We start from the raw sequence: 23296 nt of genomic DNA, 5'->3' as shown, positions 1-23296 counted from the left end.
ACCATTGTTAATTCTAGGGGTCTGTCTGTTTTTATTTATAGTCCAAAATAATTATTTATGTTGGAAAACATCTATTTATTTGATAAATTTAAATTGTCACATGATTACCAATTCAATAAAAACAGGGGGCAATTATGTCTGCAAAAGAGAATGTTTTAAAAATCAAAGAGAATATTGGGAAAGTCATCATCGGGAAGGACGAGGTGATAGAACTTGTCCTAAATTCCCTTATTAATAAAGGTCATATTTTACTAGAAAGTGTGCCTGGTACGGGGAAAACGATGCTTGCTAAGAGTTTTGCAAAGTCTATTAGTGGTAATTTTAAGCGCATTCAATTTACACCGGACGTGCTACCTAGTGATATTACTGGGATTCAATTTTTTAATCCGAAAGAGCAGGAATTTCAACTGCGCCCGGGTCCGGTAATGACTCATATTCTATTAGCCGATGAAATTAACCGTGCAACTCCTAGGACTCAATCGAGTTTGCTTGAGGTCATGGAGGAGCGTCAGGTGACGATCGATGGAGAAACTTTAAAACTTCCATCACCGTTTGTAGTAATCGCAACTCAAAATCCAATTGAGTCACAACAGGGGACTTTTCCATTACCAGAGGCGCAAATGGACCGTTTCTTTGTCCAAATTGATTTGGGTTATCCAAGCTTTGAAGAGGAAAAGCAAATTATGAGAACCTATCGTCAACATAATCCGATTGAGGAAATTTTGGAGGTCCTTACAAAAGAAGAGATTATATCGATGCAAGCTGAGGTCGGGCAAGTGAAGCTTTCCGATGAAGTAGAAGACTATTTACTTAGAATCGTACACGCAACAAGAAAGCATACGGATGTTGAAGTTGGAGTCAGTCCAAGGGGGACTCTAGCACTTATGAAGGCTGCTCAAGGAAAAGCGTATTTGGATGGGCGTATGTTTGTAACCCCAGAGGATATTAAATATATAGCTCCATATGTTATTTCCCATCGCCTTGTGCTTACGATGGAGGGGTCACTTAAGAAAACGAATCGCCAGGTTATACATGAACTGTTATCAACGGTTTCTGTCCCGGTGGAAGCCGGAGCAGTGAAGTAATGGACTGGAAACGACAAATATCCATTGGAAATGAATTGTCGTATATGTCTTTTCTTTCTTCTGTTTTTATATTTGTAGGGATTCTTTCACAGGTGTTTTTGCTTCTTTTTGTAGGGGTATTGTTTCTTTTATATGTATTTGTGAACAAATATTATTTAAAACATGTAGGAAATAAAATCAACGTTTCGATCGATAAAGAAACCGTAAAGCTCTTTAAAGGGGAAGATGGTGATTTTTCACTAACATTAAAGCAAGAAGGTCGTTTACCAATCATAAATGGCCAAATTCGGCTAACTGTGGATCACGTAGTAGGATTTCAGAATGAAAGAAAAATACTAGAGACAGAACAAATCGAACTATCACTACCACTTACTCTAATAGGAAGACAGGCTCAAACCACAATGTTGCCTTTTGAAGGGAAGCAAAGGGGAGTTGCGAAAATCCGTACGCTTGAGCTAAGAATTCCTCATTTATTTGGCATTGGTGAGGCATATCTTCAATATACGAAACCGGTTGCCTTTGAAACGATTATTTATTCTTCCCCGGAAACGGTTGGAGGGATTGAAAAAATTGTTCCGAAAAATCAAGGAGAGTACCCAATTCGGAGTTCGTTTTTTGAAAACATGACACAAATAATCGGAACGAGAGGTTATGTGCCAACAGATCCATTTAACCGGGTGCATTGGAAAGCGAGTGCTCGTACGAATCAATTACAAACGAAGATTTATGATAAAACAGCTCAATTCTCTTGGACTATTATCATTAATGTGCGCGAACGAAAACTAGAAGAGTATTTAAGCGGGTTAACGTATATGCTTGAAGCAGCTACGTTAAAAAACATTCCATTTGAAGTGTATGTAAATGTCAGAAGGGCAGGGAGAACCCCTTTTATCCACCTACCAGTAGGAAAAGGAAAGGAACATTTAGCGAAAGCACTGGAATTAATTGCTCGTCTCAGTAAGCATAGTGTAACAATACCATTTCATTTTATGATTCACGCTATCGAAAGACAGCAACAACTTTCACCTTACGTCATTATGATAGGTGAAATAGAAGAAAATGAGGAACTGATTCTCAGTAGGTTTGCAAGAAAAGGTGTCGATTGTTTTAAACTAATTGAGAATAATGACTCCATCTTATTACAGAAGGCATCCTTGGCAATGAGGAGGGGGAAATCCCATGCGATATAGTCAGTCTTTACTGAAGTCGTATCAATACGTAATGGAGATGATCCTTCTCTATATTTTACTAATGTTGTTCTATATTCACACAGACTATTTGCCGCCCATTATACCATTTCTGTTTCTAACGGGCGTCGGAGCAGTCATCATTGCATTCCTGTTATCACTGATGAAATCAAATACCCCGTATTTTTTCATTATGTTAATCGTTCCATTGCTTGCACTTGTTAGCAGTGAAATAAGGCTATCGTTTGGTCAAAGCATTGTGATTGCGGCTGTTGTTTGTTATCGAATCATTATCCATTATCACAAGAATCCTAAGCTGACGGAAGCTATGATTTTAAATGGTAGTTTAGTATTTGGTGGGTTAACTTATTTTGCTGCAAAGGTCCAAGGGTATGTCCACAGTGACCTTATCTTATATTTACTTGTGACTCAATTGCTTTTCTTTATGATTGGAAAAATACTAAACAGTGTAAGTACAAGTTCACTCGTGAAGAAAACAATCGCTACAAAACAGAACTCCTGGTCCGTTGTCGGGCTGTTTAGTGGCTTGTTTGTGGGTGCTATTGGTGTCGCGGTTATTTTTCCAATCGTTCTTGTTAAGGGTTTGTCTTTGATTACATCCATTATCGGAACGGGCTTTTACTGGGTTTCAAAGCCACTTTTTAATGCTGTCGAAAATATCGATTCCTATAGAAGTTCTCAAGGTGAAAGTGTTGGAACTTTGAACTGGGAAGAAACAGAAAAGAAAAATACATTCTTTGAGTTGCTTGGCAGCTTTGATATTTGGTTATATTTATCCATTCTTGGTCTACTCCTATTAGCAGTGATTCTTTTCTTACTAGCAAAAAAGAGATTTGTAAAAGAAGCTGCTGTGGTTGGCGACGTATACCAATACGCAACGATTACAGAAGGGGTTACAAGCCCTACTGCAAAATGGAGACGTTCAAAACGACAGACACCACAAGTAAAGGTACGAAAGCTTATCCTTGAACTTGAGGTGCTCTCAGCAAAGCATGGATTTGGACGATACCATCATGAAAGTGTATCAGAATGGTTAGGAAGAACCCATTTCCTTGACTTCCGACTTGTTGAACTCTATGAGAGAGTACGTTACGGGGATGAAGTATTAACCGATGAGGAAAACAAGGCTTGTGAGGAGATCGTCCAGAACCTAAAAGAGAAGATTAAATCGTTAAAGAAGTTGAAATGAAAGAAGAAGAACCTGGGTGTCCAGGTTCTTTTTTCATGTTGCTTATTTTTTCTTCTTTTTCTGTTTTTTAGGTGTTCCGCTAATTTCTTCGCCAAATTCTTCGTTATGTGAGACAGTTGGGTTTGCCACTTCTTGGCTTACCTTATTTTGACTTCCTTTTTTAGCCATTATGTTGACCCCCTTATTTAAATTTTTGTTCGATTATTAGTATGTGTTATCTTACGGTATAAAATGAACGAACGATTATAGTTTTTCTATGAATGTCTCAATTAATTGATTGAATGTATGTGCATGTCTCGTCGGTACTTGATGTCTAGCTTTATTAACAAAGACTCTCTCTGCATTTGGAATTTCCTTCTCTAAAAAACGTTGATAGGAGTGCATGTAGAAATCGAAGGAACCATCAACTAATAGAACAGGGACTTTTATATCTTTTAATCGATGTGAACAATTATATTCGAGTCCTCTTATGTACATTTGATAGAGAATATTTACATTTGCTTTTTTTACATATTGTTCAATTTCCTTTTTATATTCTTTTGTTGTACCATGTGCCTTCCCTAATACCTTTGCTAAAACAGATAATCCTTTCATTTTAACGGTGGAAATTCCAAGCTTGAATTCAGACCGTAATAAAAATGTGTTCACCTCTGAAAAACCACCAATTAATATGATGCCTTCAACACGTTCGGGATTGGAAAGGGCAAATTCCAATGCAATGGATCCGCCATTGGAATAACCGCATACAACGACTTTTTCGAGAGCTAGTTGATCTATCAGTTGCAGAATATCAGTTGCTAATAATGAAATGGTGATATCCTCAGTTCCTGGAGCACTATTCCCATTTCCACGTAGATCAAATGTAATAACTTGAAATTTTTTTGAAAGGGGTTGTTGCAGTTTAAAGGTTACATGTCCCATTCCAGGAGGGTGAATGAAAACAATTGGTTTCCCTTCACCATGGGTTTCATAGTAGATTTGGGTCTGATTCGTACCTGTTATATATGGCATCTCTTCTTCCTCCAACAAATCAGTGCAAATGATTTTATTTAGTTTTTGGTTAGATGCATTCTTTTATAACATAAAAAGACCCGAATCTCTTCGAGTCTACTTAAACACTTTGTTTACTATTTTCTTTTAAGATCATTTCAACCGCTTCTGCCACAGATTGAACAACGAATTTTGCTTCTTTTTTCACTTCTTCATGTGCAGTCTCCATCACAAAACTGTAAGGAGTTAAGCGGAACATCGGAATATCATTAAAAGAATCCCCAATACATGCAATTTCCTCTGGATTTAAAGAAAGATCCTCGAGAAGTTTTATAATTGCATTCCCTTTGCTAATTTGCTTTGGCATAATATCCAAAACATGTTTCTCGGAAATGAACAAATCAATTTCATCGGAATAATCATTAGAAAGTGTTTCGTACGTCTCAACAATATCGTTTTCGAAACCAATCAGGGTAATCTTTGATGGTTTAATTTCGCTAAACTTCGTACTTATTTCTGGATCAATGATGATAGGATGGAACATTCTTTTTTGAACACCCTCAACATACTCATTATTTTCATGGGTGTAATTTGTGTCATAGCTACAGACAATCGTTACGAACTTCGGATTCAATACGTTATTATAGATTGTTTCTGCGATTTCGGTTGTGAAGGTACGAGAAAAAATGGACCGATCATCTAAGGTTGATGCAAATGCCCCATTTTGGCTAATTCGATGGAAGTTTTGCCCAATCGATTTTAATACTTCTTTTATCTCTGTATCCATTCGACCCGTGGCGATGCTAATTTGAAGTCCATCTTCTGCGGCCTTGGTTAATGCTTTAGTATCTTCAGGATTTACAGAATTGTCTTCCCGCAATAGTGTTCCATCTAAATCACTAACAATCAGTTTGATCAATGAAAGCACCTCCAACTTATTATGTAGATAAAATACAATATTTGCTTATTATACATGACTACCTTTAAGGATTGTAATCTTTAAATGCACTGTTTGTAAAGAATAGTACATTTGAATAATAAGTTATTGTTAATGAAAAACATTCTCAATTTTCGTTTTAAAACGATTATTTGCCTTTCTGTTGAAATAAGTTCTATTCCTATGCTATACTTTTTCGTGTAAAAGGTTAGGTATAAAAGGTAAGAGCATTTTAACCAAATCATAATCTAAAATTTACATAATTGTATGTATTACGTGTTACTGACTCGATCAGGCATGAGTAAAGTTTTGATAAAAGCTAGGCGAAAATTACATTTTTTTTGCATAGGTTTTATCGTCTTTCTCATGCCTTTATTTGTTACAATCAGGGAGCACAATAATACTCTTTCTTTACATATCTACCGGAAACGAACAAATACTACAAGTAATTATTTTTAAAATTAGTGAAAAGGGGAAATAAACATGGCAGAAAAAACATTTAAAATTACAAGTGAATCAGGTATTCATGCACGTCCAGCCACAGTATTGGTACAGGCTGCTAGTAAATATAACTCAGACATTCAATTAGAATACAACGGAAAGTCCGTAAATCTTAAGTCAATTATGGGTGTTATGTCTCTTGGGATTGGACAAGGTGCAGAGGTAAAGATTGTTGCAGAAGGGTCTGACGAAGAAGAAGTAATTGCTAACTTGACAGAAATTATGGCAAATGAAGGACTTGGTGAATAATGTCTGAAATGATTAATGGAATTGCTGCTTCAGCGGGTATCGCCATAGCAAAAAGCTTTCGTTTAGAGCATCCAGATCTAACCGTTGAAAAACTAACAATTAGTGACAAGGATGCTGAAATTAAGCGTTTTGAAGAAGCAGTTAATCAATCAAAAGAAGAATTAGAAGCGATTAAGAATCGAGCAAATGTTGAACTAGGGGAAGACAAAGCGGCAATCTTTTCAGCCCATCTTCTTGTTTTAAGTGATCCGGAACTCCTTAATCCAATTAAAGATAAAATAAGCTCTGAAAATGTGAATGCAGAGTTTGCGTTACAAGAAGTAGCGAATATGTTCATTACCATGTTTGAAGGAATGGAAAATGAATATATGGCAGAGAGAGCATCTGATATTCGTGATGTTACAAAACGTGTATTGGCTCATCTACTGGGTGTTACCATCTCTAATCCGAGTATGATTTCAGAAGAAGTCATCATAATTGCGGAAGATTTAACACCTTCAGACACGGCACAATTAAATCGAAAGTATGTAAAAGGCTTTACCACTGATATTGGTGGCCGTACTTCACACTCTGCAATTATGGCTCGTTCCATGGAGATTCCAGCAGTTGTTGGAACAAAAACGGTTACTTCTGATATTGAAACTGGGGTAATGGTTATTGTTGATGGACTTGATGGTGCTGTCATTGTAAATCCATCTGAGGAAGTTTTAGCTCAGTACCGTCAAAAGAAAGAGCAATATGAAGCACAGAAAGCGGAATGGGCTAAATTAAAAAATGAAAAAACTGTTACAAGTGACAGAGAGCACGTGGAACTTGCTGCAAATATCGGAACTCCTGAAGATGTAAAAGGGGTCATCGAAAACGGCGGAGAGGCGATTGGACTATACCGTACAGAGTTCCTTTATATGGGTCGTGACCAACTTCCATCAGAGGAAGAACAATTCGAATCTTATAAAACAGTTCTTGAAAAAATGGAAGGCAAACCTGTTGTTGTTCGTACACTAGACATCGGTGGGGATAAAGAGCTTCCATACTTAAATCTTCCGAAAGAATTAAATCCGTTCCTAGGTTTTAGAGCAATTCGTCTTTGCTTAGAGGAACAGGAAATTTTCCGTACACAATTACGTGCGTTACTAAGAGCAAGTACTTATGGAAACTTAAAAATTATGTTTCCAATGATTGCAACACTTGATGAGTTTAGACAAGCTAAAGCGATTTTACTTGATGAAAAAGAAAAGCTTGTTGCGAGTGGAACTTCTGTATCCGATACAATTGAAATTGGAATTATGGTCGAGATTCCGTCCACTGCTGTATTAGCTGACCAATTTGCTAAAGAAGTAGATTTCTTTAGTATTGGCACAAATGATTTAATTCAATATACAATGGCTGCCGACCGAATGAACGAACGCGTCTCATATCTTTATCAGCCATATTCACCATCAATCTTACGACTTATTTCAATGGTGATTGAAGCGGCACATAAGGAAGGCAAATGGGCAGGTATGTGTGGTGAAATGGCCGGTGATACGATCGCAATTCCAATTCTGTTAGGATTAGGATTAGATGAATTCAGTATGAGTGCAACATCAATCTTACCTGCAAGAACTCAAATTAAGAAGCTTTCTAAAGCTGAAATCGCAAGCTTCAAAGAAAAGATTCTTTCTATGAGCACAACGGAAGAAGTAGTTGAATTTGTAAAAGCTAACTTCATGAACTAAAGAAAAAATGAATCTACCTTTTATATAATGGGATTTCGATTCGGGTTCAAAACAAGTAAATCATAATATTTTTAGCGTGAATTCATATATGAATTCACGCTTTATTTTTTTGAACATTTATGCGGATTTTATAAAAAACACAGCAACGGACATCCCCCGGCTTATTGTCTATGCGCTTGGTTGAAGATACCTAAATATCGGCACCACCGGGCTGATAGTGTCTTATGTTGTCTGAAGCTGCCTTAACTTCGGACACAGATGCGTTGATTGAGCGTGCGCCTGTCCGAAGATTTGTTAACTTCGGACACAGATGCGTTGATTGAGCGTGCGCCTGTCCAAAGATTCCTTAACTTCGGACCCAGAAGTGTTGATTGTATGTTTGCTTGTCCGAAGTTACTTCAACATCGGACCCAGAAGTGCTGATTGTATGTTTGCTTGTCTGAAGATACTATAACTTCGGACCCACACGCGCTGATTATGGCTTCGCCTGTCCAAAGATACCTTAACTTCAGACACATGTGTGCTGATTGTATGTTTGGTTGTCCGAAGTTACTTCAACTTCGGACACAGAAGTGTTGATTGAGCGTTCGCCTGTCCAAAGATTCGTTAACTTCGGACCCAGAAGTGCTGATTGAGCGTGCGCTTGTCCAAAGATACCTTAACTTCGGACACATGTGTGATGATTGTATGTTTGCTTGTCCGAAGATACTTCAACTTCGGACACAGTTGTGCTGATTATATGTTTGCTTGTCCGAAGTTACTTCAACTTCGGACACAGTTGTGCTGATTATATGTTTGCTTGTCCGAAGATACTTTAACTTCGGACCCAGAAGTGTTGATTGAGCGTGCGCCTGTCCAAAGATTCGTTAACTTCGGCCCCAGAAGTGATGATTGTATGTTTGCTTGTCCGAAGATACTACAGCATTGGACACAGAAGTGTTGATTGAGCGTGCGCTTGTCCAAAGAAGCCTTAACTTCGGACCCACTCGCCCGGATTATGGCTACGGTTGTCCGAAGATATTCTTCAACTACGGACCCCACCCAAGCTGATAGCGTCGTATGTTGGCTAATGCTGCCTCAACTTCATACCACCCCTAATAATTTCTGCAACTCAGATTGGAAAACTTAATGTAATGTAATTAGACTCGTTTTCTTTCATATGTGAAAGGGATTTTTCCATTCCATTAATAATCCATAATTACAGGACTCCTCGTCCTCGAGGTAGTTTTCAATAAGTTGGACAGGACTGCGTCCACAACGAAGAAGAAAGGTAATCACGGGATCCTTTAATTCACCTGTCATTACTTTTTCGATGTATTCTTCGGCACTCAAATTTGTAGAATACTTAGAGTATCCGGAAATTCGGCCGCCGCCTAGTAACCGTTCTAATTTTAAATATACAACAACTTCATACATTGATTGCATCAACCATTTCCCTAGGCCAAATTTACGATATGCTGGGCTCACACAAATATCAACAATGTATAATGTGTTTCCGTCTGAAGTATGGTTTCGTATGTATCCGTTATCTGTGATATCCTCCCAAGTATGTTGTGGATGACTAGGGTCAAATTGAACTATTAATCCAGTCATTGAACCACATATTAGTCCGTCAATTTCGACACATAGGGCACCCTCAGGGAATAGTGACACATGGTTATGTAATTGTTCCTTATTCCACCATAATTCAGAAGGAAAAGGTGGAGGGAAACAATCTTGTTGTACACGAATAAGGTCGTCAAAATCATTTTCTTGATAATTACGAATTACGCACTTTTTTGGCCTATTTCCATCAAACACAAATATTTCTTTTCGATACATGTTATCACCTCACATCCACATTGTACGTTACATCCAAAGGGATGAGAAGTAAAACTAATCTCAATCTTGGTGTGTTTCAAAAAATTCGTCAACCACATCTTCTATTAAAGCAGGATCTGGTTGCTCCCCACTAAAAATGAAAGATAATTCCTTGATAAATTCACCATCCCGATAGACATGAATTGCCCCTTTTTGACTAATGACACTATATTCTGTTTCAAACCTATACCCTTCGCGATCAATTGCACCCATTACAATCTCTCCTCAATTCATATATTTATTGTTATTGTTCCTCTTTATTGTGTAAAAAGTACATATTTTTAATAAAACACGCCACTTTAATGGTGAGGAGGTATGGAAAATGACAGACAATGATCGCGATTATCATGAAAGAGATCCCCATTTCGATGGACGCTATGAAGGCATAATCAATGATGACTCAACAGGAAATAAAATAGGGATTAGATCTGATGTGAATACAGAAAACATGGTTCAACCGAAAAATCCTTATCATATGAAGCCTAAAGTGGATAAAGAAATGAAAAAGTTCCATGATATGTTTGAAGGTGAGTAAAGAAAAAAGCCAGCAACCTTTTAAAGTTGTTGGCTTCCTTCGCATACATGTTAAATGGTTATCTTAGAACCAAGCAGCTCCAACGATGATTAGTAGAATGAACAATACTACAATCAACGCAAAGCCTCCGCGAAAACCATAGCCACCGTAACCATATCCACCATATCCGTATCCACAACAACTCATATTACATCTCCCTTTCTTTTTTATCATTAATCTTTAATTTTCTTAAAGAATTAGTAACCTACGTAAGCAGCCCCAACAATGATCAATAGAATGAACAATACAACAATCAAAGCAAAGCCTGCTCCATATCCTCCGTGTCTTTCTCCACTCATTTAGAACACCTCCATATCTATTTGTTATATCCTATGGAACATTCGCCGTTTTCGTAAGGTACAAATCCCCAATTTTCACAGATTTTTTTTTGGAAATATATGATATGATAAAAATAAAAAAGTTAAGGGAGAAAACGTGATGGTACATAAAAATGTTTTAAATGAAAATGCAGTTGTGGGGTTTATAGGAACAGGTGTTATGGGAAAAAGTATGGCAGGACATATCCTTTCAAAAGGATATAAGGTTCTCGTCTATACACGCACGCAAGAAAAAGCTGAAGAACTTGTGAAACAAGGAGCCGTTTGGAAACAGTCAGTAGCTGAAATCGCATCTGAAGCGAATATCGTAATTACAATGGTTGGCTATCCCTACGACGTGGAAGAGGTCTACCTTGGTGAAAATGGACTTTTGGCACATGCAAAAGAAGGAACTTATTTTATAGATATGACAACTTCAACTCCGACATTAGCAAGTAAAATCTACGAAGAAGCAAAACAAAAGGGATTGTATTCCTTAGACGCGCCTGTTTCTGGCGGAGATGTTGGTGCAAAAGAAGCAAGGTTAGCTATTATGGTTGGTGGGGACGAAGAGGTTTTCGAAGCTTGCAGGTCATTATTTGAAATCATGGGACAGAATATTGTATATCAAGGTCCTGCGGGGTCTGGACAGCATACAAAAATGTGTAACCAAATTGCAATTGCCTCCAATATGATTGGTGTCGCTGAAGCAATGGTTTATGCTAAAAAATCCGGACTCGACCCTGAAACGGTTTTAAAAAGTATTTCAACAGGAGCAGCTGGAAGTTGGTCTTTAAGCAATCTTGCACCAAGAATGATATCAGGCAATTTTGAACCAGGTTTTTATATCAAACATTTCATTAAAGATATGGGAATTGCACTCGAAGAAGCAAAAGCAATGGAGATGGATACACCAGGACTAGAACTTGCAATACAAATGTATGAAGAACTTGCCGAAAAGGGCGAAGAAAACTGCGGTACTCAAGCCATATATAAACTGTGGGATTAATGAGTCAAAGGTATCTTTGTCCACGACTAGCTTAAAGCAATAACGATTCTATTCACATCAAGCGTAAGTGTTCACCTATTGTTGCATAGGAATCCCTCTAGGAGAAGAAAATAATGATGATTATCTCTAAGGGGGTGCACTTTAATATGGCAAAGCGTAATAAAAAGAATGATCCTGAACAAAAAAACAAAAAAGGATTTGATTCTAGCGTAACTGATACAGAGTTCGGTAAGGAATTTGGGAGCGCAGCAGCGAACCAAGCACATAAGAAAAAAGCGAAAAAAGAAAAAGCCTCTAAGAATGACGGTAAATATGAAGGCGGACTTTAATACTTACAAACTCGACAGCTCTGTGCTTGTCGAGTTTTTTACCTTTTAGTGGTGATGTTTTGCTTTTTAAAAATTAAAACAGGTCTTTCTACCTATGGATATGAACTAAACCCTAAATTAATGTAATAGTATAGTAAAAAAATGGTTACCATTACAAAATCCTAAATAGCTATTTCTATCTTAATGATACGTCTAAATCGAAAGGGGAGGGGGTTCAACACATGGAGTCTGGCAATCAATATAGTGCTCAACAGCAATTACCTCAAACACAATCCTCTGTTAATCTAGTATTAACAGTGACGATAAACGGTAAAATTCTCTATCTATCAAGTAACTGTAAGGATATCTTAGGTTACACAAAAGAAACACTAATTGGATCTTCCATTAAAAACATTATCCATAAGGATGACCGATTCATGCTTGAAAGCTATTTTTTCAATAAGCATGAAGTTTCAGTTTGTGCACTTAGGGTTATGAAGACAAACGAAGAATTTATTTGGTTTGAAACAACTGTTGAACCTGTTTATTACTCCGATTCCTTCGAATATGACGAGATCTTATTAAAAATGAGAGTGCTTGTCGAACCTGAGAATAGTCGGACACATGAGGAAATCCTAACTAATACCCTATTATCATCTGTTAATTCGGAAATTGCACTTCATCAAAATCGATTAAAAGATGCTTCCATTCTAATCGATGAGGCTCCGTTTCCTATTATCATTTCTAAATTCGGTAGGATTTTATATATGAATAATGAAGTTACTACCTTACTCGAAATTCAGAATCCTATGAACGTATTGGGAAAATCGATTTATTCATTTATCAATCAAGAATTCCATGAAGTAGTAGAGAAACGAATACAACAGCTACAAAGCGGATATCGATTAGGTATTATTGAACAAAAGTGGAAGAAACAAAATAAAGAAGAAATCTTTGTTGAAGTAAAAGAAGTACCGATTTATATTAATGATGAAATCTATGAATATCTTGTCCTACACGATATTTCATCAAGAAAGTCTTTTCATGATATTATCCATAGAAGTCGTGAACGATATCAACGAATTGTCCAGAATTCTATTGATACAATCGCCGTTATTTATCAAAATAATTGGGTTTTTATTAATGACTCAGGTGTAAAGATGTTTGGGGCGAACAGCTACACAGAAATGCTCGGGAAAAATATATATACCTTTTTACATCCAGAAAATCACGACCAGGTCAGAGATTTTATTGAAATTGTAAATGCTGAAAATAAGGAAGTTAATTTTAGCAAGCAATCTTGGTATACGATCCAAGGAAAGCAGGTTTATACAGAATTAATCGGAATTCCAACTACATATTTTGGCGAGGCTGCTGTTCAAGTAATCATTCGTGACATATCTGATCGAATCAAAGCAGAGGAGTTAATGATTAAATCTGAGAAACTGTCCATTGCCGGACAACTTGCTGCTGGTATTGCACATGAAATTAGAAATCCATTAACGGCTATAAAAGGATTTTTACAATTATTTCATAATGACTTTCAAGGAAAACAAAACTATTTCGATATCATCTTTTCAGAACTGAATCGAATTGAATTGATTCTGAGTGAGCTTTTGTTATTGGCAAAGCCATCAGAAATTAAATTCAAAAATAAAGATATCCGAATCATTTTGCGAGATGTTGTTACATTGCTCGAGACACAAGCCATCCTGCAAGATATCCAAATCAATATCGATTTTATGAATAAAGAGTCCATTATTACATGCGATGAAAATCAAATAAAGCAGGTCTTTATTAATCTTATAAAGAATTCCATCGATGCAATGGAAAAGGGCGGAAATATCTTTATTCGTACAATGGTTACGGAAGACTCAATTTATATTTTGTTTATAGATGAGGGGTGTGGTATACCAAAATCAATCCTTGAGCGAATCGGGGAGCCTTTCTACACAACAAAGGAAAAAGGAACAGGCCTTGGGCTTATGGTTAGTTATAATATTATAGAAAATCATAACGGTGAAATAAAGGTGGATAGCAAAGAAAATGAAGGAACAACCTTTGAGATAAAGCTTCCACGTGTAGATGTGACGGTGTAACTCCTAGAAGTTACACCGTTTTTAAATAGGAAAAAATAAAAGGCCAGTGCACTTCGCACTAGCCAATTCGTTATTGTAAAAAGCTATGTTGAGACAGTAACATATTATATTGTTTTGTAAGTTCCATAAATAAGTTTTCATCTTTGTTAATAAGTGATTGGTCGATTTGTTTAAGTAATTGTTCTTTTCTAAAGGAGGCCTGTGATTGGATGAGAACCATTTCGGCTACCTTTTTATACATTTCTTCATCAGGCGTTTGAGAAATTACGACTACCTCATTTTTTTGCTCTTTGTTAAAATGGTTCATTACTTAATCACTCCTTTTATTTTTTCACTTCTTTATAAATCAAAAACCCCTTCACCTTATATGTGTAACTAGAATCATTTCATTTAATTATTTCTAGTTGTCTTTCTATTATGAAGGGAATTAGGCAAAAAGTAAAGTATTTTTTTAGAAAATTTGGATATGTCAGAATTTAGATGAACTGGCAAGCTCAGATATAAGGTTCGGAGAATACGAAAAAATGGGCTACTTTCCTTATAAATTTCATAGTATGAAATGAGCAACTTTTTAATTTTATTCAGTTTTGCTGAATAAAGTTAAAAGAATAAAAGGAGGTACCTGTCATGAATCAACCATATGGTGGATATCAAATGAATCCATATACTCGCGTGGTTCCAAACTATTATTATCCTTATTATCCCGCAAATGGCTACCAACAGGCTAATTATATAAATACACCTACTACAGACCAGCAGCAAAGACAAACAGAAGAATTTCAAAATGTATGGAAAGAAGTTCGAAAAAATTTAAAACCTCACTATGATCATTTAGCTGAATTTAATGTTAATAAGCGATTATCGCAGTATATTGCCATGCAACTTGTCATGTACACTTTAATGACTCAAAATCAATTCTCAGGTTCTTTGGATCAAAGAGTGAATCAAACCTATCAGGCATTTCGTCGTCAAGCCAGTTGGGTCTTTGGGGTATTATCACCTTACCGAATTCCGGAACGTGAGCTAGAGAGGATATTTAAAGCGATTATTCGACTTACTTATGAAAATATTGGCTTTTCACCTGAAAAGAATTGGAGTGAATGGGAAGATCTTGGAGGCTACTTAACATCTGGACCTTCTGTAACTGTACCTGGAAGAAATCAGTTAGATGTCTATGTGCGAGGAAGAAATCGTGTGTTATATCGGCGGTTTTGGAATGGAACTAGTTGGACGGATTGGGAAAGCCTCGGAGGTACTCTTACTTCTTCACCTGCTGCAGTCTCATGGGGACCTGGCAGGGTAGATGTGTTTTCTCGTGGTGAGAATAACCACTTGATTCATAAATATTGGAACGGTTCCTCTTGGAGTGAGTGGGAAGATTTGGGTGGAGTCTTAACATCATCACCTGCTGTCTCATCTTGGGGTGAGAATCGCCTAGATGTATTCGGAAGAGGCACAGATCGCCATCTTTATCATAAATATTGGGATGGAGATAGTTGGAGTGAGTGGGAGGACTTAGGTGGTATTCTTACGTCTGCACCTGGTGCCGTATCGTGGGGGCCAAATCGTATCGACGTTTTTGTGCGTGGTGAAAATAGAGCACTATATCATAAGTATTGGGATGGCTCAAGCTGGAGCAATTGGGAGGATCTAGGTGGGCAATTAACATCAAGTCCAGCAGCATCTTCAAGAGAGCCTAATAACCTTGATGTTTTTGTAAAGGGTACAGATGAACATTTATATGTAAAAAATTGGGATGGAAGCCGTTGGAATGAATGGGAAGACCAGGGTGGTACATTAACATCCGAACCATCTTCAGCCTCATGGAATCGAAACCGAATTGATGTATTCGCTAGAGGAGAGAACAACCAACTTATCCATAAATGGAAATCATAACTATATTCAGCATAGAAACTAAAGTTGCTGGGATAAAAGAGGAGTGCTATTCATTCAATTGTGAATCAAAACCGAATGAATAAAGTTAAAGCCTCCGGCGGATGCCACGATTTTTCAAAGGGAATTTTTCGAGCGGGAAGTTCAAAGTGAAAGAATGCCACAAGCTGTGGCAACGTCTTTATGACCCACTTCCTGTGGGCCTAAAATCGGGAGCAAACATGCAAAGGCGCATTTGATTATATGACAGGGGTTGTGGATATGCCTAGATATGTGTGGGGAGTGGATTCAGCGGCAACTGCTGATGAAGAGCTATATACATGTGTTAAATCTAAACTTGGGAAACCAAAATTCTGGGGCCGTTATTTAAGTGAAAGTCCTAATGTTTCAGCGGGATTAACAAGAGCAGAAATTTCATTTTTGCGGAACAGAGGAATCAAGGTTTTACCTATCTATAATATTTTTTCTGACGCTACAGGATTTGAAAAAGGGCAGCTTGCTGCAAGAAATGCTATATTTAATGCAAGACGTCTTGGCATTCCAAATAATGTAGGATTGTTTGCAAATGTAGAGCGCTTTTTGGTTGTAGACGAGGCTTGGATTCGGGGGTGGGTGGAATCAATTTACCCTAGCGGCTTCCGTCCAGGGATATACAACGATCCTGTCAAAGGCGATTTTTCTGTAGCTTATTGTGAGGCTGTCAGAAAAAATAAACAGGTAGCTGTTCAAACGATTCTATGGAGTGCTGAACCTGAGCCTGGAGTGACAAAGGAACGAAATGCACCTAAATTTAAGCCAATATCACCAAAATGTAAGGCAAATGTATGGATTTGGCAATATGGAAGAGATTCGGTAGACTGTCCAATTAATACAAATTTAGCTGACCAGCGGGCTTTACATTACCTATACTAAAAAAAACCAGGTACATCGTCCTGGTTTTTTATTTGCGTGTTGAGGTCACAAGCCAACCCATCAAGAATGTCAAGTAGCAACCTTCTCGCTAGCTCGTCTTGTGTTTGTTGGGACTGAATAAGGCGCTCGCACTTTTGGTTATTAACGATAGCTTTCACCTAGTTTTTTGAATACGGGTTTTTGGTATGTCCGTTTGTTTGATCGGTTAGTATTCTCGATTTTTTCTTCAATACCAACGTATTGCTGTAGCAGGCTTTTTGCTAGAGAAAGTGATAGATAGGTTTTTGGATTTCGGTATGTCTGATTCAATTGTCCAAGGTGTGGTAGGCGAGAGAAGTCTTCTTTTGTAGGAGGCATGTGAAAATAATAGTCTCCGGCTGAAATTAAGACATCGGATTGTTGTTGACTATTTTTCGGATTTCTGGAAAAATGTAGTCCTTCCTTTTTGGCTTTCCCTTCGGATAAAAGCTTTTCAAGTGCTTTTCGTTTTAGTAAGTATAAGAATTTAGGATTTGTAGCCGTTTTGGCATGTCGGTTTACAACAAATATGGCACGTGCAAGGTTGTCCACATTTGGTTCAAGCGGTGCTTGATTTACTTGTTTTTTCATACTTTCTCTCCTTTCTATCTTTTATTATACTGGTAGTAGTGTATTTTTACAAATTCAACTGGAACAAAGTATTTATTAAATCTTTCATACGATTAAATAAAAATAATGATTGAAAAAATAAAGGTTTTTGTCAATATATGCCGAAGAGGTAAAATATTAATCTGCAGTAGGGAATGGTCTCATGAACAACATTAATCATGTAATCTTGAAGGATAAGCAATATAGCCAATTTGGTGAGAAAATTGAGGCAATTATCTTTGAAATTATCCTTAAACATATCAAGGATTTAATATATGTCATGAAAGTAGAGGAAGAAGACATTTTTACCTATGTTTTCTTAAATGAAGAGGCAAAGGGGCATGCAAAATTAACTAACTCTAGCCTTGGGAAAACACTTCACGAGGTGTTACCTAAAGAAACAGCTGATCATTTACATGCACAATATAAATCTGTTGTGGAGAAAAGAGAAGCAGTCTCGTTTCAGGATGTTGTGATTCTACCTGATAAAAAAGTCGTACACGGTGAATCGCTTTTAACCCCAGTCTTTGATGACAAAGGAAATATTCTATTCATCGTAAGTGTCACTCGAGACATCTCTGCAAGGGTTGCCGATAAGGAAATGATTACCTATATGGCCTATCATGATCAACTTACAGGTTTACCTAATCGCAGCTCATTAAAGAAGGAGTTAGATAATGCAGTTACAGAAGCCATCGATCTTGAACAAGAATTTGCATTAATGTTCATAGATCTTGATCGTTTTAAATTTTTCAATGATTCTATGGGACATGTCGCAGGGGATCATTTATTAAAAGAAGTTGGAAGAAGGTTATCATCAATTAGTCAAAAAGGCTATAAGGTTTTCCGTCAAGGCGGGGATGAATTCATTATGATTCTACCAAACTCTTCAAGAGATCATTCCGAAAAGTTTGCGCAGAACGTGACCCGATTGTTTGAAAAGCCTTTCAGTTTAGAAAGAAAGGAATTCTTTATTTCAGCGAGTATTGGAATTAGTCTCTATCCGACCGATGGCAATGACGTAGATACACTAGTCAAAAATGCTGATACAGCCTTGTATCGTGCAAAGGAATTAGGCAGGGCGCTCTATCAATTTTATAGTACTGATTTACAAAAGCAGTCTTCCCATTTAATGCACCTTGAGACAAGTCTTAGAAGGGCTATTGAAAAGAATGAACTTGAAATCTACTATCAACCACAGTTGGATCTTAGTTCAGGCAAGGTTACAAGCTTTGAGGCACTGTTAAGATGGAATCATCCCACACTAGGTTTTGTGTCACCTGCAGAATTCATACCGATTGCCGAGGACACTGGGCTCATTTTATCAATTGGAGAATGGCTAATTCACACAGTATGTCAGAAATTAAAACACTGGAAAGAGAGTGGATATGGGACTGTATCCATTGGTGTCAATTTATCACCAAAACAATTCCAGCAACCTGAATTAGTTAGTATGATTCAACAAAATATTGAGGAGAATCAAATCTATCCAGGCAGTCTTGAAATTGAGCTTACCGAGGGAGCGATGTTAGACCCAAAGAAAACGATGCTCACATTGGCGAAGTTAAAGGAAATTGGTGTTCGAATTGCCGTGGATGACTTTGGCACAGGCTATTCCTCTTTAAGTTATATAAAAAAACTTCCTATCGATACATTAAAAATCGATAAATCCTTTGTAAAAGATGTTCTCCGTGATGAAAAGGATGCTGCGATTACAACTACAATCATTCACTTAGCCCAAAGTTTAGGACTGTCTGTAATCGCTGAAGGTGTTGAAGAAGAACAACAGGTTGAATTTTTCAAGATTATGGGGTGTCATAAAGTTCAAGGTTATTTCTTTAGTAAACCAATACCAGAAGATGAGTTGATAGAGCATTATTTAACAAATAAGTAAGAGGACGACCTGGGGTCATCCTCTTTCTTTATGTCGATTGTAATGTAAAAATGGATATTTCAGGTTTTGCTAGAAATCGTAATGGAAGCCTAGTTGTTCCAAGTCCGCGGTTTACATAGAGGAACATTTTTGTAGTGCCGATTTCATGGGCACCTTCATAATATATACTTCCAAGCGGGGGAGTAATCAGTGGGCCTAAAAATGGCAGCTGAATTTGTCCACCATGACTGTGACCGGATAGTTGCATATGTGCTCCCACTTTAGCTGCTCGATCAGCAATATCGGGCTCATGAGCAAGTAGAATCGTATAACTAGACGAATCTACGTTTTGGAATGCTTGTTCAAAACTAGGACGTCCGAGCATGACATCATCTAACCCCACAATGGTAATTTTTGAATCTCTTAAGTGAATTTCCTTCGAGCTGTTCATTAAGAGATTAAAACCAGTTTGTTCCATTAGTTTTTTATAAATCTCCGATCCGTAACCCCCATGGTCATGGTTACCGTAAATGGCAAATTTCCCAAGAGGAGCTTCTAACCGTTTTAGGATCGGGATGAGATGATTGGCAGCTGCATATTTATTAGGCTCATCCATTAAATCTCCGGTGAAAAATAGAAGATCTGGTTTGTAGCTATTTATTCGATCAACTAGAAGAGTGAGTTGTTCTAGTGTGTAATAATGCCCAACATGAGTATCACTAAATTGGACAATTCTAAGGTTGTCAAAGTCTTTTGGAATAGTAGGATGTGCAATTTTATGAGATGTGATATCTAGCTGTTTCGGCTCAATATATCGGGCATACAAATACCCTAATGAGGACGCAATTGCAATTGTTGCTGTTGTGGCAAATGCCCGTTTAATAAATTGTCTTCTTGTATATTTTTTTGCCATCCTAACCGCCAACCTATTCTTTATAATCAATTGAAGTTATGAGACTAGTGTAGCATATTCATATTCACTTAAATTTTAAATATGTATTACAGTTGTAAACAATACTAATTACGAATCGGCTTTCTCATCTTGTATGTCAAAATTCACTCTTTTTTTCATTGGATTTATGAATTTATTGTTTGTATATAAATAAACATGTCAAAATCTGCAATTATTTAACGAACGATTCATATCCACGTGCTTTTAAGAAATTGTTAAAATGAGGGTACTTGTACATAACCAGTCACTTAATGAAAGGATGATAATTTGAGCAAGCGAATCTCATTACTACTCATTGTCATTTGTTTTATCGGACTAGTTTCTGTTCCAACAGCTAAAGCGTCATCTAATCAACCCCTTACACAAGAGGAAGTGTTTACATTCTTACAAGAAGCGTTTCAAGCGCAATCTTCACTAACATCTGAATTTCGTACTTATGAAGAAGTTCAACAAGTTCTTGCTCCTTTTTTCCATTCAGATTATGCAAACACATTTTTAGAGGAAAATTTAATAAAGGAAAAGGATGGGTATATTGTGTATGGTTCCGATTTTGCCCTTTACTTTGTTCCGTTTTATTCGTATACAGATGAAACAAAAATTTTATTCGATCAAAACGAAAAGAAGATTTTTGTCTATGAGTTATTTAAATCCCCTGATGCAGGTCCTGTTGCTTATAAAGATCATTATGAAGTTATCACAATTGAAAAAATAAACTCAAACTGGCTTATTACGGATTTACAATCACAAGATGATGCACCATCTGTAAAAGATACTGCTACACATAAGGAAACGATTAACCAGGATTCAGCATTTTTAACGTGGAATCCATTAAAAACGACGATTTATTCCTTACTTGAAATGGATAATCGAACATTCACTCATTTTGGACTTTATCAAGGCATCTTCTAAATATCAAAGAAAAATAGAAATCCCAATTGGGATTTCTATTTTTCTTTTTGAAGGAAATCAACAATTCCCATTGCACAAATATCAAGGTCAAGGCTAAGAATTTCGTATACTTCATGATGTCTTGGAACATTCTTTTCATCAAGATAAGCTGTGATTTCCTTTAAGATCAATTCCTTAATAATTTCTTTATGTTCAACTTCAGTTGCTAAAGGGTGGTCGATAAAAGACTTTTTCCCGGCATTCACAAAAATAGGTAACCACTGATGTAGTTGAGCGAACACTTCATTCACATTTGTTGACATCCCGTAATGGCCAAAATATATAGCTGAGACCCCGAGATCATTCACTCTTTTTGCAGATTCGAGCATGGCATCAGGACGGAATTGATTAGGAGATGTCGAAGGCAAAAACAGCTCAATATTGTCTTTGACTAGTTCATGATAATAAATGCCGATTGTATCACCGGTAAAGATACCGTTACTAACAGGTTCATAAATACTAAAGTGATGATTGGCATGTCCTGGCGTATCGAAAAAAACGAGGCTGCAATTCCGTCCTATTTCAAGTTCTTCCTGATTTGATTTTATGATTAATTTTTCCTCAGGAATTGGCAAAATTGGATTAAATAAAGAATCAAAATTTTTCCCATATACGGCCTTTGCTCCAGAAATCAAGCGAGTTGGGTCAACCAAATGTCTTGCTCCTTTAGGGTGAACAACCACTTTTGCATTTGGGCAATGCTCTAATAAGAGGCCAGCTCCTCCAGCATGGTCTAAATGAATATGGGTTACAATTATATACTGAACATCAATTGGATCAATGTTCAGTTCCTTAAGCCCATCTAAAATGTACGGTATTGAAGGACTTGCACTTGTTTCAACAATTGTAATTTTATCCTCTTTTATTATGTAAGAACCAGTTCGAGCCATTCTCCCCAAATCATGTGCGTCAATTAGAAATATTCGCTCATTTAGTTGTGTAAGATTTCCCATGTTCTCCTCCAATTTTTTATTGTTTCATCGCTAATTTTATTGTATTGTTACATAGTGGTTACTGTAAAGGTATTGAAAGAAATATTCTGAATATATACGTCCGTGAGAAAAATGGTCAATACCGTGGATAGAAGAGAGGATATTGCTCAATCCTAAAAGTAGAGAAAGGAGAGGCTACATATGTCACAGTTACAAGGAATCATATCTCGTCTTATTAGCCTTCAGGAAAATGCAAACGGTGGGGAGCCCCCACAACGTTTTTTTGAAGTAAATGGTGAAAGAAAATGTAGTGTTAAGTATTTTAACAAAACAAGTACATTTGAACTCGAAGTATACCAACAAGGGGAAAAGCCCAAAACGTATCAATTCGATAATATTGACATGATTGCGATTGAAATTTTCGATTTAATTAGCTAATCACACTTCTTAGGCTCGGCAGACTGCTGAGCCTTTTCTTCCTTCTAAAGTACTAACTCTACATCACCCTTAAATAATACAAGTTCTCACCCAAAAATTATGTTAAAATAAAAGAGGAGAATGAAAATTTAAATCTGGTAATATATGAAAATAATTACAATGTGAGGTTGTGAGGCTTACATGTTTGGTCTTCAAAATGAAAATCTATTTGAAACAACAATTAAAGACTTACTTATTCCTGCAGATAAAGTAGCTCACGTTCAAATCGGGAATAGCTTAGAGCACGCATTACTTGTCCTTACAAAAACGGGATATACCGCAGTCCCTGTATTGGATCCAAAGTATAAACTGCATGGATTGATTAGTTCAACACATATTTTAGACTCAATTCTTGGACTAGAGCGAATTGAATTTGAACGTCTAGAGAAAATGAAGGTTGAAGAAGTAATGAACAGGGAAATACCCCGGTTAAATTTAAATGACAATGTCATAAAGGGTCTACAATTAGTCATTGATCACTCATTTGTCTGTGTTGAAAATGATGATTTAGTGTTTGAAGGAATTTTTACCCGCCGTACTATTTTAAAGCAATTTAATAAACAATTAAAAATTAAATAAGTTACTTAAATCCTTCATGCTGATATGGAGGGTTTTTTTCTGTGTATAATGATAATTTG

Annotated in this window: 25 protein-coding genes and 1 pseudogene; 15 read left to right on the top strand and 11 right to left on the bottom strand. The window is 36.8% G+C overall.

The annotated features are described in order from the left end of the window. Positions 1-134: 134 nt before the first annotated feature. From ACR65M_RS11325 to ACR65M_RS11315, 3 genes are read left to right on the top strand one after another with little or no spacing between them, the layout of a single operon-like run. Positions 135-1085, top strand: a complete 951-nt coding sequence (locus ACR65M_RS11325; protein ID WP_440273352.1) for an AAA family ATPase — start codon at positions 135-137, stop codon at positions 1083-1085. Further along, positions 1085-2275 carry a DUF58 domain-containing protein gene (locus ACR65M_RS11320; RefSeq protein ID WP_341332044.1) on the top strand — a complete coding sequence of 397 codons (1191 nt, stop codon included), beginning with the start codon at positions 1085-1087 and terminating at the stop codon, positions 2273-2275. Before ACR65M_RS11325 ends, ACR65M_RS11320 begins: the two co-directional genes overlap by 1 nt. Continuing rightward, the gene (locus tag ACR65M_RS11315) at positions 2265-3482 is read left to right on the top strand and encodes a hypothetical protein (protein ID WP_341332043.1); all 1218 of its coding nucleotides are present in this window, start codon (positions 2265-2267) and stop codon (positions 3480-3482) included. The genes ACR65M_RS11320 and ACR65M_RS11315 overlap by 11 nt, the downstream gene beginning before the upstream one ends. 42 nt (positions 3483-3524) lie before the next feature. On the opposite strand, the gene ACR65M_RS11310 is transcribed toward ACR65M_RS11315, so the two are convergent. From ACR65M_RS11310 to ACR65M_RS11300, 3 genes are all read right to left on the bottom strand, one after another. After that, a complete protein-coding gene (locus ACR65M_RS11310; protein ID WP_440273351.1) occupies positions 3525-3650 on the bottom strand; it encodes a hypothetical protein in 126 nt (41 codons plus the stop codon). 75 nt (positions 3651-3725) lie between these two features. Beyond that, positions 3726-4493, bottom strand: a complete 768-nt coding sequence (locus ACR65M_RS11305) for an alpha/beta fold hydrolase (protein ID WP_341332041.1) — start codon at positions 4491-4493, stop codon at positions 3726-3728. Positions 4494-4593: 100 nt separating this feature from the next. Beyond that, on the bottom strand, positions 4594-5391 hold the full coding sequence (locus tag ACR65M_RS11300) for an HAD family hydrolase (RefSeq protein ID WP_341332040.1): 798 nt from the start codon (positions 5389-5391) through the stop codon (positions 4594-4596). Positions 5392-5892: 501 nt separating this feature from the next. Here ACR65M_RS11300 and ACR65M_RS11295 point away from each other — a divergent pair. Next, positions 5893-6159: a phosphocarrier protein HPr gene (locus ACR65M_RS11295; protein ID WP_099353628.1), complete on the top strand. Its 267-nt coding sequence runs from the start codon at positions 5893-5895 to the stop codon at positions 6157-6159. Beyond that, the gene (ptsP, locus tag ACR65M_RS11290; RefSeq protein ID WP_440273350.1) at positions 6159-7877 is read left to right on the top strand and encodes a phosphoenolpyruvate--protein phosphotransferase; all 1719 of its coding nucleotides are present in this window, start codon (positions 6159-6161) and stop codon (positions 7875-7877) included. The genes ACR65M_RS11295 and ptsP overlap by 1 nt, the downstream gene beginning before the upstream one ends. A gap of 1155 nt (positions 7878-9032) precedes the next feature. Here ptsP and ACR65M_RS11285 read toward each other — a convergent pair. Both ACR65M_RS11285 and ACR65M_RS11280 read right to left on the bottom strand, forming a co-directional pair. After that, on the bottom strand, positions 9033-9698 hold the full coding sequence (locus ACR65M_RS11285; RefSeq protein ID WP_440273349.1) for a GNAT family N-acetyltransferase: 666 nt from the start codon (positions 9696-9698) through the stop codon (positions 9033-9035). 60 nt (positions 9699-9758) lie between these two features. After that, positions 9759-9950: a DUF5370 family protein gene (locus ACR65M_RS11280; RefSeq protein WP_440273348.1), complete on the bottom strand. Its 192-nt coding sequence runs from the start codon at positions 9948-9950 to the stop codon at positions 9759-9761. 109 nt (positions 9951-10059) lie between these two features. On the opposite strand from ACR65M_RS11280, the gene ACR65M_RS11275 reads away from it, so the two are divergent. Continuing rightward, positions 10060-10272 carry a hypothetical protein gene (locus ACR65M_RS11275; protein WP_440273347.1) on the top strand — a complete coding sequence of 71 codons (213 nt, stop codon included), beginning with the start codon at positions 10060-10062 and terminating at the stop codon, positions 10270-10272. A 63-nt stretch (positions 10273-10335) separates the two neighbouring features. On the opposite strand, the pseudogene ACR65M_RS11270 reads toward ACR65M_RS11275, so the two are convergent. Both ACR65M_RS11270 and ACR65M_RS11265 read right to left on the bottom strand, forming a co-directional pair. Continuing rightward, positions 10336-10419: pseudogene (locus ACR65M_RS11270) on the bottom strand (YjcZ family sporulation protein); the annotation flags it as partial. Between the two features lie 89 nt (positions 10420-10508). Further along, a complete protein-coding gene (locus ACR65M_RS11265) occupies positions 10509-10610 on the bottom strand; it encodes a YjcZ family sporulation protein (RefSeq protein WP_099353622.1) in 102 nt (33 codons plus the stop codon). A gap of 139 nt (positions 10611-10749) precedes the next feature. On the opposite strand from ACR65M_RS11265, the gene ACR65M_RS11260 reads away from it, so the two are divergent. The 3 genes from ACR65M_RS11260 (at position 10750) to ACR65M_RS11250 (ending at position 14044) form a co-directional block, all read left to right on the top strand. After that, complete coding sequence (locus ACR65M_RS11260) at positions 10750-11637, top strand: NAD(P)-dependent oxidoreductase (protein WP_440273346.1); 888 nt, start codon at positions 10750-10752, stop codon at positions 11635-11637. A gap of 146 nt (positions 11638-11783) precedes the next feature. Then, complete coding sequence (locus ACR65M_RS11255; protein WP_341333551.1) at positions 11784-11966, top strand: hypothetical protein; 183 nt, start codon at positions 11784-11786, stop codon at positions 11964-11966. Between the two features lie 221 nt (positions 11967-12187). After that, positions 12188-14044, top strand: coding sequence for a PAS domain S-box protein (locus ACR65M_RS11250; RefSeq protein ID WP_341332033.1), 1857 nt, complete (start codon positions 12188-12190; stop codon positions 14042-14044). Positions 14045-14114: 70 nt separating this feature from the next. Here ACR65M_RS11250 and ACR65M_RS11245 read toward each other — a convergent pair whose 3' ends face one another. Next, positions 14115-14351 carry an IDEAL domain-containing protein gene (locus ACR65M_RS11245; RefSeq protein ID WP_341332032.1) on the bottom strand — a complete coding sequence of 79 codons (237 nt, stop codon included), beginning with the start codon at positions 14349-14351 and terminating at the stop codon, positions 14115-14117. A 320-nt stretch (positions 14352-14671) separates the two neighbouring features. On the opposite strand from ACR65M_RS11245, the gene ACR65M_RS11240 reads away from it, so the two are divergent. Together ACR65M_RS11240 and ACR65M_RS11235 are read left to right on the top strand one after the other, a co-directional pair. Then, positions 14672-15940, top strand: a complete 1269-nt coding sequence (locus ACR65M_RS11240) for a PLL family lectin (protein ID WP_440273345.1) — start codon at positions 14672-14674, stop codon at positions 15938-15940. Between the two features lie 258 nt (positions 15941-16198). Then, positions 16199-16849: a glycoside hydrolase domain-containing protein gene (locus ACR65M_RS11235; RefSeq protein WP_341332030.1), complete on the top strand. Its 651-nt coding sequence runs from the start codon at positions 16199-16201 to the stop codon at positions 16847-16849. A gap of 141 nt (positions 16850-16990) precedes the next feature. Here the strand turns inward: ACR65M_RS11235 and ACR65M_RS11230 are convergent, their stop codons facing one another. Then, complete coding sequence (locus ACR65M_RS11230; RefSeq protein WP_341332029.1) at positions 16991-17458, bottom strand: YkyB family protein; 468 nt, start codon at positions 17456-17458, stop codon at positions 16991-16993. 181 nt (positions 17459-17639) lie between these two features. On the opposite strand from ACR65M_RS11230, the gene ACR65M_RS11225 reads away from it, so the two are divergent. Next, positions 17640-19370 carry a sensor domain-containing protein gene (locus tag ACR65M_RS11225; RefSeq protein ID WP_440273344.1) on the top strand — a complete coding sequence of 577 codons (1731 nt, stop codon included), beginning with the start codon at positions 17640-17642 and terminating at the stop codon, positions 19368-19370. Positions 19371-19398: 28 nt separating this feature from the next. On the opposite strand, the gene ACR65M_RS11220 is transcribed toward ACR65M_RS11225, so the two are convergent. Continuing rightward, a complete protein-coding gene (locus ACR65M_RS11220) occupies positions 19399-20262 on the bottom strand; it encodes a metallophosphoesterase (protein ID WP_440273343.1) in 864 nt (287 codons plus the stop codon). A 306-nt stretch (positions 20263-20568) separates the two neighbouring features. Here ACR65M_RS11220 and ACR65M_RS11215 point away from each other — a divergent pair, with 306 nt between their 5' ends. Beyond that, entirely contained in the window at positions 20569-21210 is a 642-nt protein-coding gene (locus tag ACR65M_RS11215; protein WP_440273342.1) for a DUF3993 domain-containing protein, read from the top strand. A 35-nt stretch (positions 21211-21245) separates the two neighbouring features. Here the strand turns inward: ACR65M_RS11215 and ACR65M_RS11210 are convergent, their stop codons facing one another. Next, positions 21246-22202, bottom strand: a complete 957-nt coding sequence (locus ACR65M_RS11210; protein ID WP_440273341.1) for an MBL fold metallo-hydrolase — start codon at positions 22200-22202, stop codon at positions 21246-21248. Positions 22203-22382: 180 nt separating this feature from the next. On the opposite strand from ACR65M_RS11210, the gene ACR65M_RS11205 reads away from it, so the two are divergent. Both ACR65M_RS11205 and cbpB read left to right on the top strand, forming a co-directional pair. After that, positions 22383-22619, top strand: coding sequence for a YkuJ family protein (locus ACR65M_RS11205; RefSeq protein WP_121445041.1), 237 nt, complete (start codon positions 22383-22385; stop codon positions 22617-22619). Positions 22620-22799: 180 nt separating this feature from the next. Beyond that, a complete protein-coding gene (gene cbpB / locus ACR65M_RS11200) occupies positions 22800-23237 on the top strand; it encodes a cyclic-di-AMP-binding protein CbpB (protein WP_440273340.1) in 438 nt (145 codons plus the stop codon). Positions 23238-23296 lie beyond the last annotated feature (59 nt).

It is taken from the genome of Ferdinandcohnia sp. SAFN-114, from assembly GCF_059415045.1.
The sequence above is the reverse complement of the archived record's forward strand: the minus strand, read 5'-3'. Positions and strand labels throughout refer to the sequence as shown.